General features: G+C 51.6%; 16 protein-coding genes and 1 riboswitch. Of the genes, 15 read left to right on the forward strand and 1 reads right to left on the reverse strand.

Features of this window, described 5'->3' with window-relative positions:
- The first annotated feature begins 176 nt into the window (after positions 1–176).
- A riboswitch (cyclic di-AMP (ydaO/yuaA leader) is annotated at positions 177–406 on the forward strand.
- A 288-nt stretch (positions 407–694) separates the two neighbouring features.
- The 11 genes from P40081_RS00150 (at position 695) to P40081_RS00200 (ending at position 10,452) form a co-directional block, all read left to right on the forward strand.
- Positions 695–1,855: a resuscitation-promoting factor gene (locus P40081_RS00150; protein ID WP_042132679.1), complete on the forward strand. Its 1,161-nt coding sequence runs from the start codon at positions 695–697 to the stop codon at positions 1,853–1,855.
- 160 nt (positions 1,856–2,015) lie between these two features.
- The gene (gene rnmV, locus P40081_RS00155; RefSeq protein ID WP_039305750.1) at positions 2,016–2,567 is read left to right on the forward strand and encodes a ribonuclease M5; all 552 of its coding nucleotides are present in this window, start codon (positions 2,016–2,018) and stop codon (positions 2,565–2,567) included.
- Positions 2,564–3,448 (forward strand): 16S rRNA (adenine(1518)-N(6)/adenine(1519)-N(6))-dimethyltransferase RsmA, encoded by an 885-nt coding sequence (rsmA, locus tag P40081_RS00160; protein WP_042132680.1) that lies wholly within the window; start codon positions 2,564–2,566, stop codon positions 3,446–3,448. The genes rnmV and rsmA overlap by 4 nt, the downstream gene beginning before the upstream one ends.
- Positions 3,449–3,521: 73 nt before the next feature.
- Entirely contained in the window at positions 3,522–4,421 is a 900-nt protein-coding gene (yabG, locus tag P40081_RS00165; protein ID WP_042132681.1) for a sporulation peptidase YabG, read from the forward strand.
- Between the two features lie 226 nt (positions 4,422–4,647).
- Complete coding sequence (gene veg, locus P40081_RS00170; RefSeq protein ID WP_036696386.1) at positions 4,648–4,923, forward strand: biofilm formation stimulator Veg; 276 nt, start codon at positions 4,648–4,650, stop codon at positions 4,921–4,923.
- Between the two features lie 125 nt (positions 4,924–5,048).
- A complete protein-coding gene (locus tag P40081_RS00175) occupies positions 5,049–5,225 on the forward strand; it encodes a small, acid-soluble spore protein, alpha/beta type (RefSeq protein WP_039305760.1) in 177 nt (58 codons plus the stop codon).
- Between the two features lie 176 nt (positions 5,226–5,401).
- Entirely contained in the window at positions 5,402–6,256 is an 855-nt protein-coding gene (gene ispE / locus P40081_RS00180) for a 4-(cytidine 5'-diphospho)-2-C-methyl-D-erythritol kinase (protein ID WP_042132682.1), read from the forward strand.
- Positions 6,257–6,425: 169 nt separating this feature from the next.
- Complete coding sequence (gene purR, locus P40081_RS00185) at positions 6,426–7,253, forward strand: pur operon repressor (protein ID WP_042132683.1); 828 nt, start codon at positions 6,426–6,428, stop codon at positions 7,251–7,253.
- A gap of 209 nt (positions 7,254–7,462) precedes the next feature.
- Positions 7,463–7,750, forward strand: a complete 288-nt coding sequence (spoVG, locus tag P40081_RS00190; RefSeq protein ID WP_036696395.1) for a septation regulator SpoVG — start codon at positions 7,463–7,465, stop codon at positions 7,748–7,750.
- A gap of 257 nt (positions 7,751–8,007) precedes the next feature.
- Entirely contained in the window at positions 8,008–9,408 is a 1,401-nt protein-coding gene (gene glmU, locus P40081_RS00195) for a bifunctional UDP-N-acetylglucosamine diphosphorylase/glucosamine-1-phosphate N-acetyltransferase GlmU (protein WP_042132684.1), read from the forward strand.
- A 90-nt stretch (positions 9,409–9,498) separates the two neighbouring features.
- On the forward strand, positions 9,499–10,452 hold the full coding sequence (locus tag P40081_RS00200) for a ribose-phosphate diphosphokinase (RefSeq protein WP_019914487.1): 954 nt from the start codon (positions 9,499–9,501) through the stop codon (positions 10,450–10,452).
- A 92-nt stretch (positions 10,453–10,544) separates the two neighbouring features.
- Here P40081_RS00200 and P40081_RS00205 read toward each other — a convergent pair whose 3' ends face one another.
- Positions 10,545–10,745, reverse strand: coding sequence for a hypothetical protein (locus tag P40081_RS00205; protein ID WP_039305774.1), 201 nt, complete (start codon positions 10,743–10,745; stop codon positions 10,545–10,547).
- A gap of 92 nt (positions 10,746–10,837) precedes the next feature.
- Here P40081_RS00205 and pth point away from each other — a divergent pair, with 92 nt between their 5' ends.
- From pth to P40081_RS00225, 4 genes are all read left to right on the forward strand, one after another.
- A complete protein-coding gene (gene pth / locus P40081_RS00210) occupies positions 10,838–11,398 on the forward strand; it encodes an aminoacyl-tRNA hydrolase (RefSeq protein WP_042132685.1) in 561 nt (186 codons plus the stop codon).
- A gap of 89 nt (positions 11,399–11,487) precedes the next feature.
- Positions 11,488–11,718, forward strand: coding sequence for an anti-sigma-F factor Fin family protein (locus tag P40081_RS00215; RefSeq protein WP_039305780.1), 231 nt, complete (start codon positions 11,488–11,490; stop codon positions 11,716–11,718).
- 131 nt (positions 11,719–11,849) lie between these two features.
- Positions 11,850–15,374: a transcription-repair coupling factor gene (mfd, locus tag P40081_RS00220; protein ID WP_042140608.1), complete on the forward strand. Its 3,525-nt coding sequence runs from the start codon at positions 11,850–11,852 to the stop codon at positions 15,372–15,374.
- Entirely contained in the window at positions 15,361–16,395 is a 1,035-nt protein-coding gene (locus tag P40081_RS00225) for a peptidylprolyl isomerase (RefSeq protein ID WP_042132686.1), read from the forward strand. Before mfd ends, P40081_RS00225 begins: the two co-directional genes overlap by 14 nt.
- Positions 16,396–16,467: the final 72 nt, after the last annotated feature.

Here is a 16,467-nt window from a genome sequence, read left to right on the forward strand (position 1 = left end):
AAATGAAGTATAGCCGATATATTAAACTTTTATAGTCTAAAAACGGCTGAATATTACAATATTTTAATCATTTTTTTACGTAAACGTGGTTGAATCGTCCTTTACAACATGCATCAAAACAGGATATCATCTTTTCAGTGCAGTGAGCTGTTGTTACTGTGACAGTCACTATTTCATGGATCGTCTCGCTGAGTCTCCGTATGGAGAACGGGGGAACCAATAAATGCCCTGCCGCATGCCCGTACATAGAGTACAACACAGAATTGCCGCAGACTTTATTTGATTTCTTCACGTGGTCTTTGGGGTGAATTTGAGGGCAACCGCCGTGAGCGGGTGACCTGAGATAGGGCGTCTCTCTTATGCCCGAACCCGACAGCTAACCCCGTAAGCGCAAGTAAGAGAGGAAACCTCGTGCATAAACATTCCCGCGTATTCGACACCGGAGAAGCCACGAAAGAGTCCTCTGTGAACTCTTTTTTGGGCTTTTTTTTGTTTTGAATAATGCGGATGTTCCCGGCATACTGTTATATAACAGATATCCGGAGTAGCTATGCCGAGCAGGCGATCCATGAGCAGGAAACGCTGGAGCAATGCGGGCGTATCCTGTTGCAATCTCAAACCTAGTTTCGTCAGAAATGATGCAGTCACCTTGATATAACTTGGACGACGGGGCTATGTAAGGAGGATGGAGAGAGTGGGCGTATTCCAACCAGAGGTATCCCATGATTCGCAATCATCCAGCAGGTCTTTCGCATTACGGTTGAAGCAAGTGAATCCTCGCGTACTTTCACTTGCAGGTGTGATATCGATTGTTATCGCACTGTTAATTCTGCTGTACGTACACGGTCAGAGTAATAAAGAAATTATTTTAGTTATAGACGGACAGGTACAGACACTGGAGACGCGGGAAGCGCTGCTCAGTGATGTGCTGGCAAAGGAACAAATTTCGCTGCAGCCGTATGATGAGCTATCTATTGGCCTTAGTGATGAAATACAAGACGGCGACCGTGTCGTAATCACCCGTGCGCAGAAGCTTGTGCTTACTGCAGACGGTGCAACCAAGACCATATACACCACCGAGGATTCGCTCGGAGATGCCATTACCAAGCTGGGTTACAGCCTGGAGGGCAATGACAAGATTTTCCCTTCGCTTGATACCGCAGTCACACCCGACATGGAAGTCAAGATTGTCCGTATTACCAAGCAGACCGTACAGCGGACAGTAAACTTGCCTTTTAAGGTCATCAAAACCGCAGACCCCTCTCTGTATAAGGGAGACGTAAGAGTTGCACAGGCAGGCAAGCCGGGCGCGATCATCCAGCATATCGAGAAGATATATCAGGATGGGGAGCTAGTCTCCATGAATATGGTCGGCAAGGAAGTTCAGACGGTAACCAAAGATAAGGTTATTGCTGTCGGTACCAAAGCGGTTCCGAAGCCTGTTGTAGCTGCTGCAACTACATCCAAAGCAACAACAACCTCCAAATCATCCAAAGTCAGTGCGAAGAGCAACAACGTCACGAGCAAGGCAGGCGTAGATTTTGAATACAAAAAAATGATCAAAAACGTATCCATGACGGCTTATTCCTCGGAAGAACCGGGAATTGGAACACGCACCGCCTCCGGCACACGCGTAACGGAAGGCCGCACTATTGCAGTGGATCCGAATGTAATACCAATTGGCTGGTGGGTGTACATTGAGGGATTAGGGTTTCGCCGAGCAGAGGATACCGGCGGTGCCATTAAAGGCAACAAGGTGGATGTTTACTACGATTCACTGAGCCATGCCCGTAATTTCGGCCGGAAGTCGCGGACCATCTATGTGATTGGACCTGTGAAGCCGGAGCTTAACTAAGCGGCAAGTCTTTTGCAAATTAGCGGTTTATAAGATATAGTGGGGGTAGCACTTACGGAATTTAGAGAGCTGCCGCTCATCACTTATACATTCTTTAGCCAAAAAGAAGGGGAGCGAATCCTCTTCTTTTTGCGTTTTAGAGTAAGGGAGTAAATTATTTATGATTAAAGAATTAATTGTCGTCGAAGGTAAAAGCGATACCGTGGCCGTTAAGCGGGCCGTAGAAGCGGATACGATTGAAACAGGCGGTTCCGCAGTGGACCGCAAGGTCATTGCGAAGATTACATTAGCCATGGAACGCAGAGGGGTTATCATCCTCACGGATCCCGATCATGCCGGAGAGCGAATTCGCAAAATTGTCTCCTCCAAGGTACCCGGATGCAAGCACGCATTCATTCCGGAGAAGGATGCTACCCGCAAAGGGGATATAGGTGTGGAGAATGCCTCGCCTGAGGCCATCCGCCATGCGCTGGAGCATGTCCACACTTCTTTTGAAGGGGCACCGGCTGTAATCGGGCTGGATGATCTTATGGCCGCAGGTATGATGGTACACGCACAGGCAGCAGAGAGAAGAATGCAGCTTGGCAATCTGCTGGGTATCGGTTATTGCAACGGCAAGCAGCTGTACAAGCGTCTGGCGATGTTCGGTATTACACGCGAAGAGTTCGCGCGCGCTCTCGCCCAAATTGATCAGGGAGGCATTACTTCATGAGCGACACTCTGAATATCTCATCCCCAACTAGAACCAAAGCAATCATACAGCGGTACGGGTTTTCGTTCAAAAAAAGCCTGGGCCAGAACTTTTTGATCGACCAGAATATTCTGGACAAAATTGTCGATGCCGCAGGTCTGGATTCTGCAGCAGGCGCACTGGAGATTGGCCCGGGTATCGGAGCCCTGACGGAAAGGCTGGCGATGACAGCAGGAGCGGTCACAGCGGTGGAGATTGACCGCAGACTGATCCCGATCCTCAGGGATGTCCTGTCACCCTATCCCCATGTAAAGATCCGCAATGATGATGTACTGAAGGTCAACATGCAGGAGCTGTTTGCCGAAGATTTTGCCGGTGTGGACCGGGTCAGCGTAGTGGCCAACCTCCCGTATTATGTGACGACCCCGATTCTCATGAAGCTGCTGGAAGAGAAGCTGCCGCTTGATAACATCGTCGTTATGATCCAGAAGGAAGTTGCCGAACGTATGGCTGCTTCTCCTGGGGGCAAAGAGTACGGAAGTCTTAGTATTGCCGTCCAGTATTACAGTGAGCCCGAGCTGGTCTGCATGGTACCCCGGACAGTGTTCATTCCGCAGCCGAATGTAGAATCAGCCGTCATCCGTCTGAAGGTCAGAGAGCGTCCTCCGGTTGAAGTTGCCGACGAGAAGCATTTCTTCGATGTTGTCCAGGCATCCTTCACCCAGCGGCGCAAGACGATCGCCAATAACCTGAAGGCCCGCTACTTCGCTGAAGAGGGGCGTGAGCGTCTGGAGGCCCTGCTGGCTGAAGCAGGGATAGAGCCGTCCCGCCGCGGAGAGACACTTAGCCTGGAGGAATATGCGCGGCTAAGCGCTGTCCTGCTGGCTGCAGGAATCGTATAATCAGCAGAAAACACTCCGGGTGATGAACCAACCGGGACCTTTGCCCATAACATGGGGTAGAGGTGGTGTTGTAATGAATTTAGGAGACTTGGTCATACGTAAATCTTATGGCGGCGATGTGACTTTCCGGGTAGAGAATATAGTGCAGAATAAAGCCGTCATCAAGGGGACGGAATTCCGGTTGCTGGCGGACTCTCCGCTGGATGATCTGGTGCAGGTGCCTCCTACCCGGATTACAGAGCGGGGGCAGCAGGCGCAGATCAAAGCCATAGAATCCCTGAGCTGGCTGCGTAAAGACCGTCAGGAGCAGAGCCAGCGCAGCGGAGAGAGTGTATCCGGGACCTGGACCCAATCTCCCAAGGAAGCTGCTTACTTTGAAGTGCCGGGTAAGGTGCTGCATTTGGATGGCGATGCGCTTTACCTGAAGAAAAGCCTGAGTCTGTATGAGCAGTTGCGCATACCCGCCGAAGGGCATCATATTCATGAGTCCAAAATGGCGGAGACCTTATACCGGCTGCTGCCCCGTGTGCGTCCGGATATCGTGGTGATTACCGGTCATGACGGAGTACTTAAGCAACAGCAGGGTTATGATCTCTACAGCTTGAGCAGCTACAAAAATTCACAGAATTTTGTTGCGGCTATCCAGGTTGCCCGGGAGTATGAGCGGAATTTCGACGCCCTGACGATTGTTGCAGGGGCCTGCCAGTCGCATTTCGAGGCGCTGCTGGGCACAGGGGCGAATTTCGCCAGCTCACCGGGAAGAATACTCATTCATGCCCTGGACCCCGTCTATATTGCGGCCAAGGCTTCATTCACATCGATCCGCGATACGGTCAATTTGAGCGATGTATTGAACCATACCATCAGCGGCAACCAGGGAATGGGTGGAATTGAGACCCGCGGGAGCTTCCGTATCGGGATGCCCCGGCTGCAGAATCTTGCTACCCTGAAGGTGGCGCCTTCGGTGCTGTAGCGGCGGATATAGAGAAGGAAGGATAAGCGATCCGGCTTATCCTTCCTTTTTTCATGGGCAGATTTGCGTTCAGCATTACCGATAACAAGGCGCTTAAGCCGGGACTACTTGCTTCTAAAAAAATTCCGTTGACAACTATTTTAGCATCATCTATAATTATTTATTTGCTTTGACAATGATTGTGAAAAGTTGTATAATGGACAAGGAAAGAGGTGGTCGTCAGGCAATGGCTAATAACGCGCTGTTGGAAATCAAACGCAGTCTCGAAGCTCACGTCGGTCATAAGATCACGTTGCGGGCTAACGGTGGTCGTCGCAAGACCGTTGAACGTACCGGTGTCCTGGAAGAAACGTACCCTTCTGTATTTATTGTCAAACTGGATCAGGAGCAGCAAACCTTCAAGCGAGTCTCCTATAGCTATGCCGATATCCTTACTGAATCTGTGGAAATCACAGTTACCGAAGACGATGGGCAGATGCGGATTATGTATATTAAAGCTTAGCGTCACGGACAGTCTCCCTGAAGGGGGGCTGTTTTTTGTTTTTCCGCTGCATGACCTGTGCCCCTTGGCCGCATACTACATAAGCAGTAGCTCATCATCCAATAGCATACAGGGAGGAATCCGTAATGAGCCGCAGAAGACGGGGCATGATGTCGGAGGAACTGAAGACAGAGCTGGCCAAGGAGCTTGGATTTTATGAAACGGTAGAGCAGGAAGGCTGGGGCGGAATCCGGGCAGTTGACGCCGGGAACATGGTCAAGAGAGCGATTCAGCTGGCTGAACAGGCTGCACGGAAATCGTAACGCCGTAAAGCTGGGGTCTGCAGTTGTAACCTGGGTATCGCCTGCTGGCGGTACCTTTTTCCAAATACGGGGGTCCGGAGAAGCTTACTCAACTTTTGTTAATGGACTTCACTGCCAGTTTCTCATATAATATGTTAAGTTGTTTTTACGGGAAAAGCTGAGGGTGGGTGAACGCCTTGAAAATGTATGAGAAAGCGCCGGCCAAGATTAATTTGATGCTGGATGTGCTGCATAAGCGCGCTGACGGATTTCATGAAGTGGAAATGATTATGACTATGGTCGATCTGGCCGACCGTCTGGAGCTCTCCGAGCTGAAGCGTGATTCCATTATTATCTCTAGCCAGGCCGGGTATATTCCGCTGGACGAGAAGAATCTGGCCTTCCAGGCCGCAAGACTGATTAAAGACCGCTATAACGTGAGAAGCGGTGTACATATTCACTTGGACAAAAGAATTCCGGTCGCTGCCGGCCTTGCCGGCGGCAGCAGTGACGCCGCGGCTACGCTGCGCGGCCTGAACCGGCTCTGGCGCCTCGGGATCCCGGCGCAGGAGCTGCAGGAACTGGGCGCCGAGCTGGGCTCGGACGTCCCGTTCTGCGTCACAGGAGGCACTGCCCTGGCTACGGGCAGGGGAGAACGGCTGACGCAAATAGCGAGTCCGCCGCAATGCTGGGTCGTCCTGGCCAAGCCGCCGATTAATGTATCGACGGCTGAGGTGTACGGACGCGTACGCGCGAATAACATCGCGGTTCATCCGTCCGCACTCCGGATGCAGCAGGCGATTGAAGCCGGCGATTTCTCGGCGGTCTGCGCGGGCCTGGGCAATGTGCTGGAGGATGTGACCTTGAAGCTGCACCCGGAGGTACAGCAGCTCAAGGAAGCGATGATGAAGCTGGGGGCAGATGGGGTGCTGATGTCCGGCAGCGGACCGACAGTATTCGGCCTGGTATCGAAGCAGTCCAAGGTAGCAAGAATCTATAACGGGCTCCGCGGATTCTGCAAGGAAGTCTATGCCGTGCGTTCGCTGAGCTGAGCCGAAGGCACACAGAAACGGTTAGCGCTGCTCCAGTCAGCTTAACCGTTTCTTCTTGAGCGAAGCACAAGTCAACTCCAAAAGGACGGTATAACCGTTTTCGCTTGTGTAAATCCGTACAAAAATGATATTATTCATAATAATATTCGGTTTTGGCGAGGAGCATTCCGTGAAGAAACTTAAACGAAGCCAGCGATTGGTTGATATGACCCAATTTTTACTTGAGAAGCCGCATGATCTGCTGCCGCTCTCGACCTTCGCAGAGCGGTACGGTGCAGCGAAGTCATCGGTCAGTGAAGATCTGGCTATTATAAAAGAGGTATTTGAAGGTGAGGGCATGGGCGAACTGCAAACCCTGGCGGGTGCTGCAGGCGGAGTCAGGTATATTCCGCGGATGCCGATGGACATGGCCCTTGCTTTCGTGAACCGTCTGTGCGGGCAGCTGGAGCAGAGTGACCGGATTCTGCCCGGCGGGTATTTGTACATGTCCGATCTGCTGGGACTGCCGTCCCTGATGGAGCAGGCCGGTAAGATTATTGCTACGGCTTTTTACGGAGTAGAGATTGATGTTGTGATGACGGTGGAGACCAAGGGGATTCCGCTGGCTTATGCGACGGCTGCGCAGCTTGGGCTGCCTGTAGTACTGGTGCGCCGCGACCATCAGGTGACCGAGGGTTCGGCGGTAAGCATTAACTATGTCTCGGGTTCGCACAAGAGCATACATACGATGTCGCTGTCCAGACGGGCACTGCGTGAGAAATCCCGGGTGCTGATCGTGGATGACTTCATGAAGGCGGGCGGTACCGTACGCGGGATGGTTGATCTGCTGGGTGAGTTCAATGCTGAGGTCGCCGGTGTAGGCGTACTTGTAGAATCTGGAGCGGTGGAGAAGGAAGAACGCCTGCTGCATGATTACGTATCGCTCGTAAAGCTTACTGAGGTAGATTCCAAGGTGCGGCGCATTTCCGCGTATCCCGGCAACTATTTCCCCTCCTGAGGGAGCTGGATTTCCAAGATTAAAAACCCGTGCATAATGTCGAAACCGTGAGGAATCTTAAGATAACAGCACGAAATGTGTCGAAATCAATGGTTCTGCAAAAATAATCTTCTTTATCAGGTATTTTATGGAATGAAAAAGAAGGAATTCGCTTTGCTGTGTGGAATTATACACCAAGTCTCTGATGGAAAAAGGTGGTGAACACACACATGCAAATTACGGATGTCAGACTCCGCCGCGTCAACTCTGAGGGGAGAATGAAAGCAATCGCATCCATTACAATCGATAACGAGTTTGTTGTTCATGACATACGCGTCATCGATGGTAATAACGGGATGTTCGTTGCAATGCCCAGCAAGCGTACACCTGACGGTGAATTCCGCGATATCGCTCACCCGATTTCTTCGGGAACGCGCGAAAAGATTCAATCTGCGGTTCTGGCCGAGTACGAACGCGCCGCTACGGAAGAAGAAGAAGTCATTGAAGAGGGAGCTTAAGCTGTGAAGCGCTGACTCTCAAGGATTGCTGCCCTCCCGGGCGGCGTAAAGCCATGCCGTTTTTTTAAGATAAGACTTTTTATGTTTTGGGGCCCCCGCAAAGTACCTGGGTCAGCCTCGAAGCCAAAGCCCCACTTTGTGGGGGGATTTTATTGGGGTTCGAAGAAAAGGGAACCATGCCTTCATGGTTCTCTTTTCTTTTTGCCCGGAATGAGATATATTCAGTAGTGAGTTCAAGAAGTAGGAGGTTGGCATTCTTGAAAAGAATGGCTGTTGTACTTGCTGCAGGCCAAGGCAAGCGCATGAAATCTAAATTATACAAAGTGCTGCACCCCGTCTGCGGCAAACCGATGGTAGGGCACGTGCTTGATACAGTAAAGGCGACCGGATGCGAGCGTACAGTCGTCGTCGTAGGTCACGGCGCTGAGAAAGTTAAAGCTTATGTAGGCGACAGTGCCGAATATGTGCTGCAGGATATCCAGCTTGGAACCGGGCATGCCGTCAAACAAGCCAAAGATCTGCTTGGCGGCGAAGAAGGAACTACGATCGTAATCTGCGGGGATACTCCGCTGGTAATGACCGAGACGCTGGAAGGGCTGATGGCGCTGCATGAAGCGCAGAAAGCTGCCGCAACCGTCCTCACCGCTGTTATGGAGCAGCCTGCCGGATATGGACGGATTATCCGTGGCGAAGACGGCGGAGTGCAGAGGATTGTAGAACAGAAGGACTGCACAGAGAGCGAAGCCGCTGTCAGCGAAATCAATACAGGAACTTATTGTTTTGATAACGTTAAGCTATTTGCCGCTCTGGAGAAGGTAACCAATACCAATAACCAGCAGGAATATTATTTGACTGATGTTATCGGTATACTCCGGGCACAGGGAGATATCGTTCTTGGATATCAGGCCCATGATGCTGCAGAGTCTATTGGTGTGAATGACCGCCTGGCATTGTCCGAAGCGGAAGGCTATATGCGTGAGCGTATCAACCGCGGGCATATGCTGAACGGCGTAACTTTAATCGATCCTGCCTCTACCTATATTGGAGCGGATGTTGTCATTGGAGCAGACACTGTGCTGTATCCGGGCACTGTGCTCAAAGGCAAGACGGTAATCGGCGAAGATTGTGTGATCGGACCTGCGAGCGAAATTGAAGACTGCGTGATTATGGACGGTGCTGTAGTGAAGCACTCCGTACTGAGTCAGGCTGAGGTCGGCGCACGGGCTTCCGTTGGGCCTTTTGCGTATTTGCGTCCGGGTGCCGTGCTTGGCGAAGAGGTCAAGATCGGCGATTTCGTGGAGATCAAGAATGCTACAATCGGTGACGGCTCCAAAGTGTCCCATTTAAGCTATGTCGGTGATGCCGAGGTCGGTAAGAATGTGAATATCGGCTGTGGTGCCATCACTGTTAACTATGATGGCTACAATAAGTCGAGAACAGAAATCGGGGATGATGCCTTTATCGGCAGCAATGTGAACCTTGTAGCTCCGGTAACTGTGGGCAAAGGCGCATTCGTTGTAGCGGGGTCAACCATCACTCGTTCTGTTCCGGAGAATGATCTGGCTGTTGCCAGAGTAAGGCAGGAGAATAAGCCGGGTTATGCGGATAAGATCCGCTCCCGTGCCAAAGCGAAGAAAGACCAGTCGAGTCCATCGTAAAGCGCCCAAGGCCAAAGCGCCGGACGGACTCTGCAAATCCGCGCCGGTGCTACTTGGAAGTTAAATTCCGTCACGGAGGGTTTATATTTTATGACTTATTGCGATTCCAAACTAAAGATTTTCACCTGCAACTCCAATCCTAAGCTGGCCAGTCAGATTGCCGATTATATCGGTATTCCGATGGGCGAGTCCCACACTACCAGCTTCAGCGACGGAGAGATTCAGGTTAAGCTGTCGGAAAGCGTCCGGGGCTGTCATGTATATATTGTGCAGTCCACCTGTGGACCGGTTAACGACAATCTGATGGAGCTTCTGGTTATGGTAGATGCGCTTAAGCGTGCGTCTGCGAAGAGCATCAATGTCGTCATTCCTTACTACGGTTATGCGCGCCAAGACCGTAAGGCCCGTTCACGCGATCCGATTACGGCCAAGCTGGTAGCGAACCTGATTGAAAAAGCGGGTGCACATCGCGTCATTACCATGGACCTTCATGCGATGCAAATTCAAGGCTTCTTCGATATTCCTGTGGATCATCTGCTGGGTGTTCCGATTCTGGCCCAATACTTCCGTTCCAAGCAAATTCAGAACCCGGTTGTCGTATCTCCGGACCATGGCGGTGTTGTGCGGGCAAGAAAGCTTGCTGATTTCCTCAACGCTCCACTGGCGATCATCGACAAGCGCCGTCCTGAGCCGAATGTTAGTGAGGTTATGAACATTATCGGTAACATTGAAGGTAAAACAGCGATTCTGATCGATGATATCATCGATACGGCAGGAACGATCGTGCTGGGGGCCAATGCTCTGATGGAAGGCGGCGTGAAGGAAGTCTACGCCTGCTGTACACATCCTGTATTGTCCGGGCCTGCGCATGAACGTCTGGAAAACTCTCCAATCAAAGAAATTATCGTGACGGATACCATTCCAATTCGCAGCAGTAATCCGACAAGCAAGCTCAAAGTACTGTCCGTAGCTCCGCTTATGGGCGAAGCTATTATTCGTGTGCATGAAGAGCTGTCGATCAGTAAACTGTTCGAGATCGAATAAGCTGCTTATATTAGAAAAAGGGTTACACCTCCGTGAAGCGGAAGATGTAACCCTTGTCGGCGTGATGCGGGAAACGGAGCGGCTGGTACGTTTCAGTATCCCGGGCGGGAGATGAAGGTGAACAGGCTGCGGTTGTATAGCGTCCCCTGGAGCTCCACAAAGCCTTCATCCACCGCTGTAATCACACCGATGTCTACATGAGCGCTACCCCTAAATACTTCAACAGGCACAGCATATTGAATATGGTACTGGAAATGGCGCGGTAATGTTAAAATATCGCCCTGATGTGGCATTGTTCATCACCTGTCTTCGGAGTATAAACTTATTGTACCAAAAACGGAACTCTTCTGCTGGGAGTACCGGGCGGAAAGGATAGACCTTAGTTATGAAATGGATTGTTGGACTTGGAAATCCCGGAACGCAATACGCGAAGACCAAGCATAATGTTGGCTTCATGGCGCTGGATGAGCTTGCGTCCAGACACGGAATTGCCTTTAACCAGAATAAATGCAAAGCGGTGATCGGCGAAGGTGTCATTGGCGGAGTTAAGACCGTACTGATTAAACCGATGACTTTCATGAACCTGTCCGGTGAGGCGGTCCGCGCTTATATGGATTATTACAAGGTCCAGCTGGAAGATATGATTGTTGTCTATGATGATCTGGATACGGAGCTGGGCAAAATCCGGCTGCGCTATCAAGGCAGTGCCGGCGGACATAACGGAATCAAGTCGATCATCCAGCACACAGGCACCCAGAGCTTCAACCGGGTGCGGATGGGGATCTCACGTCCTGAGCCGGGATTTGCAATTGTCGATTATGTGCTGTCTACGTTCTCCAAGAAAGATGGACCCAAGCTGGAAACGATGATTATGGATACTTGTGATGCAGTGGAATTTGGCCTGCAGCATACATTTGAGCAGACCATGGCCAAGTTCAATGGCTGATTACAAGGTATAGGGTGCAGTAATTTAAGGCTAAAGCTATCCGGGGCGGGGCATACTGGAGGTATATACTACCTTCAGGAGGCATATAGATGGCAATAAACTATGTATGCAGGCACTGCCGGACATTCTTAGGAAGCATCGGCAGAAGTGATATCACAGAGATGCAGCTGGGCCTACATTCCTTGACCCCTGCGGAACGCAGAGATATAATAGCGTATGATTCAGAAGGTGAGATTACGGTGAAGGTTACCTGCGGTTACTGCAAGCAGGCCCTGGATAACAATCCGGAACTCAGCCTGCTGGCCAGTCCGCTTCAGTAGGTGGAAGCGCCTGTCTCTATCGTCATCCGCAAGCCTTGGCCTTATCCGCTGAGGCTTGTTTTCGATTCTAATTATAATAGGTGGCAGCGGCAATGCTGCTGTCAGCCTGTTTAGTAAGAGAGGTGCACCTGTTGTTACAAGGTCTTATAGAAGCTTTTTCGAAGGATCCCGATTTTCAGTCCGTCACCAGCGGTATCGCTGCAGGTATGAAGGAGCAGCTTATCTCCGGCTTATCCGGCTCGGCCAGACAAATTATGCTGGCTGCGCTGCATGAAGAGACGGAGCGTCCGCTGCTGGTAGTCACTCATAATATGTTCTCGGCCCAGAAGATGGCCGAGGATTTGCAGGAAGCGCTTTCTCCGGACCGTGTGCTGCTGTATCCGGCTAATGAGCTGGTAGCTGCTGAAGCTGCAGTCTCGAGCCCCGAGACACTCGCTCAGCGTATTGATGTGCTTACGAAATGTGCCAAGGGCTTCCGTGGAGTTGTAGTTGTTCCGTACTCCGGCGTCCGGCGGCTGCTCCCCGCCCCTCATGTGATGGCCGGAGCCCAGCTGACCGTTTCGCAGGACGGTACCCTTTCGCTGGATGAATTCCTCATGTCCATGATTGAAATGGGCTATGAGCGTGTCGAGCGGGTGGAGAACCGCGGTGAACTCAGCGTGCGCGGCGGTATTATTGATTTCTATCCTATGACTTCTCCACTGGCTTACCGGGTGGAGCTGTTTGATGATGAAGTAGATTCCATTCGTACCTTTGATCCCATAGACCAGCGGTCTATTGATAAGGTCCGCAGTGTGAAGATTACTCCGGCCAAGGAGATTATTGCCGATCAGCTGCGCCAGGATGCGGCCTCTACAGCTGCGTCAGCGCTGCTGGAGCGGCAGCTCGAGAAAATGAGCGACCGTCAGGCCAAGCTGCGTCTGCGTGAGGAAATGGGCCGGGAGCTGGAAATGCTGCGCGAAGGCACTTATTTTCCGGAAATCTATAAATATATCAGTCTCTTATATCCTGAACGCTCTCATCTGTATGATTACATGGCACAGGATACGTTGCTTGTGCTGGATGAACCGGCCCGATTGCTGGAAACTGCGAAGCAGCTGGAGCGCGATGAGTCGGAATGGAACCTGCATCTGCTGCAGAACGGTAAAACGCTGCCTGACCTGCATCTTTCTGTCGAGAGCGATGTGATTATGTATCACCGCCCGTTCCAGAGCTTGTTCATGTCGATTTTCCTGCGTCAGGTTCCGCATATTCAGCCGCAGAATATCCTCGGCTTCATCAGCCGGGGAATGCAGGATTTCCATGGGCAGATGAATGTGCTGAAATCCGAGATGGAACGCTGGCATAAGTCCGGCGTGAAGGTTATTATGCTGGCCAATGGCGAGGAGCGGATGGAGCGTGTCCGCCGGGTGCTGGACGACTACGGGATTGAAGCGCCGACCATCCTTCAGGGCAACCTGGGCTCCGGTTTTGAGCTGCCTTCCATTCATTTGGCTGTCATCACTGAAGGTGAGATGTTCTCGCAGAAGCAACGCAAGGCGCGGAAGGTCTCCAAGGGAATTGACAATGCCGAACGGATCAAGAGTTATACGGAGCTGAAGATTGGTGATTATGTGGTTCACCAGAACCACGGGATCGGCAAGTACATGGGCATCGGCACGCTCGAGGTCAGCGGGATTCACCGCGACTATATGCATATTCTCTATGCGGGCGGCGACAAGCTCTCGGTTCCGATTGAACAGATCGATCTCATTCAGAAGTATGTCGGTTCAGAAGACAAGGAGCCGAAGGTATATAAGCTTGGCGGCAACGAGTGGACGAGGGTTACCAGCAAAGTACGGAGCTCGGTCCAGGATATCGCCGATGATCTGATCAAGCTCTACGCCGAACGCCAGAGCGCGCTCGGTTATGGCTTCGAGAAGGATACGCAGGAACAGCGTGAATTCGAAGAGATGTTCCCGTATGAGGAGACCCGTGACCAGCTTCGCGCGATCGAAGAGATCAAGAAGGATATGGAGCAGAACCGTCCGATGGACCGCCTGCTCTGCGGAGATGTGGGCTACGGCAAGACTGAAGTGGCGATCCGGGCTGCTTTTAAATCAGCGATTGAGGGCAAGCAGGTGGCAGTACTCGTGCCAACGACGATTCTGGCGCAGCAGCACTATGAAACCTTCCGTGAGCGCTTCGCCAACTATCCGCTGAACATTCAGGTGCTGAGCCGTTTCCGCAGCCGCAAGGAGCAGAATGACACCATTAAGGGAGTAAGACAGGGTACCGTGGATGTGGTTATAGGCACACACCGTCTGCTGTCGCAGGATCTGGTGTTCAAAGATCTGGGTCTTCTGATTGTCGATGAAGAGCAGCGTTTCGGCGTGACCCACAAAGAGAAGCTGAAGAAGCTGAAGACCAATGTCGACGTGCTGACCCTGACGGCAACGCCGATTCCCCGCACTCTGCATATGTCGATGCTTGGTGTGCGGGACTTGTCAGTTATTGAGACGCCACCAGAGAACCGCTTTCCCGTACAGACGTATGTTGTTGAGCATAGCCAGACCCTTACCCGTGAAGCGGTAGAGCGGGAGCTTGCCCGTGGCGGCCAGGTCTATTACCTCTATAACCGCGTCCAGGGGATTCAGGAAATGGCTGCACAAATCTCCATGCTGGTGCCGGAGGCAAGAGTAGGCATCGGCCATGGGCAGATGTCGGAGTCGGAGCTGGAGAAGACCATTCTCGACTTCCTCGATGGAGAATACGATGTGCTGGTCAGCACAAGTATTATAGAGACTGGCGTGGATATTCCAAACGTCAATACGCTGATTGTGCATGATGCCGACAAAATGGGACTTTCCCAGCTCTATCAACTGCGCGGCCGTGTGGGCCGTTCTAACCGGATAGCTTATGCTTACTTCACGTACCAGCGGGATAAAGTACTGACAGAAGTGGCTGAGAAACGCCTGCAGTCGATCAAGGAATTCACGGAGCTTGGTTCAGGCTTCAAAATTGCCATGCGCGATCTCTCCATCCGCGGAGCAGGTAATCTGCTCGGTGCGGAGCAGCACGGATTCATCGCTTCTGTTGGTTTCGATCTGTATTCGCAGATGCTGGCGGAGGAAATCCGCAAGCGTAAAGTCAGCGTGCTTGGTGAAGAGGATACTTCGCTGAAACAGGGCAATACCGTGATTGATTTGTCGATTGACGCGTACCTTCCATCCGAGTATATTTACGACAGCATCCAAAAAATTGAAATCTATAAAAAAGTCGCTGCGGTGGCTACTTTTGAGGATGCTTCGGAGCTTGAGGATGAGCTGCTTGACCGGTTCGGCGAATTGCCGGAGGCCGTCATCAATCTGCTCTCTGTGGCCCGGCTGAAGGTATACGGCAAGCTGTACGGTATGGAATCCATGGTCCGGCGGGGCGATGAGGTCTCACTCAATTTCCATGAAGGAAGTATCGGCGCGTTTGATACGGCGAAGCTCGCCAAAGTTGGAAATAGCTTCGAAAGACGTGTACAATTTGATAAGGATGCGAAAGCAACGATCCGCATCAAGTCCAAAGACTTGGGCGACAAAGAGCTGCTTGATCTGCTGGAGCAATTCCTCGCGGCAGCCAAACAGTCTTTAAAATCGAAGGGAGAATTACACAATGTCGTTAAATAAAAAACCATGGAAAGTGCTGCTGGTCTCACTGGTTGCAGCAGTTTCCTTCTCAATGCTTGCTGCCTGCAGCAACGACAGCAGCGATGATACAGCCGTGGCAACTTATAATGGCGGAACGATTACTGCGAAGGAATTTGATCTGGATACCCGCGTAATGAAATTCCTGTCTCCGCAGCAGGCGCAGTATCTGGAGATTGATATGTTCAAGGAGTCTATCCTGAAGCAGGAGGTCGCGTTTGAGTATCTGGCCGGCCAGGCAACGGATGAGGCGAAGAAGGCAGCAGAGAAAGAAGTCGATACACAGATTGAGACGATCAAGAGTAGTCTGGGCGACTCCTATAAAAGCTCTCTGAAGGAGCAGGATCTTAGCGAATCGGACCTGCGTTCTTATATGCAGCGGGTGCTTACCGTTTATCAGGACATGCTGCTCAAAGTAACGGACGAGCAGGTGAAGACAGAGTACGAAGCGATTAAAGCTGACTTCACCGTAGCTACACTGCGTCATGTGCTGGTTGGCTTGACGGATGGTGACGGCAAGGAGCGTACGGATGCAGATGCGCTGAAGCGTGCCAATGAAGCCAAAGCGAAGCTGGACGGCGGTGCAGACTTTGCGGCCGTTGCCAAGGAATATTCGGACGATACCAGTACGAAGGATACCGGGGGCTTATATAAGGATACGCTTCTGTCCAAATACGTAGAAGAGTTCAAAGCCGCAGCCCAGACGCTGCCGCTTAATACAATTAGTGATCCGGTGAAGAGCAGCTACGGATATCACGTCATTAAAGTTGAAGCCCGCAAGGAGACAACCTTCGACAAGCTGACGGCAGAGCAGCTGGAGACCGTTAAGAGCTCAGCAGCTTCCGCCAGCCTGGAGTCGTTCCTCGAAAAGGATCTGGATAGCCTGAAGATTGAGATCAACCTGCCGAAAAGCACCGCCGCAGCCGATGAACCGGGAACAGCAGCTACTCCAGCCCCGGCTGATGCCACAGCAGCTCCGGCCGCTACAGAAGCAGCCAAATAATTTTAAAGGTGGACAAGCCGTCTGATGCGCCAAGCATCAGGCGGCTTTTTTGAACAGACTGGAGCAGGTATA

This window comes from Paenibacillus sp. FSL P4-0081, from assembly GCF_000758565.1.
Lineage (GTDB): Bacteria > Bacillota > Bacilli > Paenibacillales > Paenibacillaceae > Paenibacillus_AQ > Paenibacillus_AQ phytohabitans.

Excerpts from the sequence above, each read along its gene's own strand:
- rnmV (WP_039305750.1), top strand. The coding sequence starts at position 2,016 with ATGATTAAAGAATTAATTGTCGTCGAAGGTAAAAGCGATACCGTGGCC.
- rsmA (WP_042132680.1), top strand. The coding sequence starts at position 2,564 with ATGAGCGACACTCTGAATATCTCATCCCCAACTAGAACCAAAGCAATC.
- yabG (WP_042132681.1), top strand. The coding sequence starts at position 3,522 with ATGAATTTAGGAGACTTGGTCATACGTAAATCTTATGGCGGCGATGTG.
- veg (WP_036696386.1), top strand. The coding sequence starts at position 4,648 with ATGGCTAATAACGCGCTGTTGGAAATCAAACGCAGTCTCGAAGCTCAC.
- P40081_RS00175 (WP_039305760.1), top strand. The coding sequence starts at position 5,049 with ATGAGCCGCAGAAGACGGGGCATGATGTCGGAGGAACTGAAGACAGAG.
- spoVG (WP_036696395.1), top strand. The coding sequence starts at position 7,463 with ATGCAAATTACGGATGTCAGACTCCGCCGCGTCAACTCTGAGGGGAGA.
- P40081_RS00200 (WP_019914487.1), top strand. The coding sequence starts at position 9,499 with ATGACTTATTGCGATTCCAAACTAAAGATTTTCACCTGCAACTCCAAT.
- P40081_RS00205 (WP_039305774.1), bottom strand. The coding sequence starts at position 10,745 with ATGCCACATCAGGGCGATATTTTAACATTACCGCGCCATTTCCAGTAC.
- pth (WP_042132685.1), top strand. The coding sequence starts at position 10,838 with ATGAAATGGATTGTTGGACTTGGAAATCCCGGAACGCAATACGCGAAG.
- P40081_RS00215 (WP_039305780.1), top strand. The coding sequence starts at position 11,488 with ATGGCAATAAACTATGTATGCAGGCACTGCCGGACATTCTTAGGAAGC.
- P40081_RS00225 (WP_042132686.1), top strand. The coding sequence starts at position 15,361 with ATGTCGTTAAATAAAAAACCATGGAAAGTGCTGCTGGTCTCACTGGTT.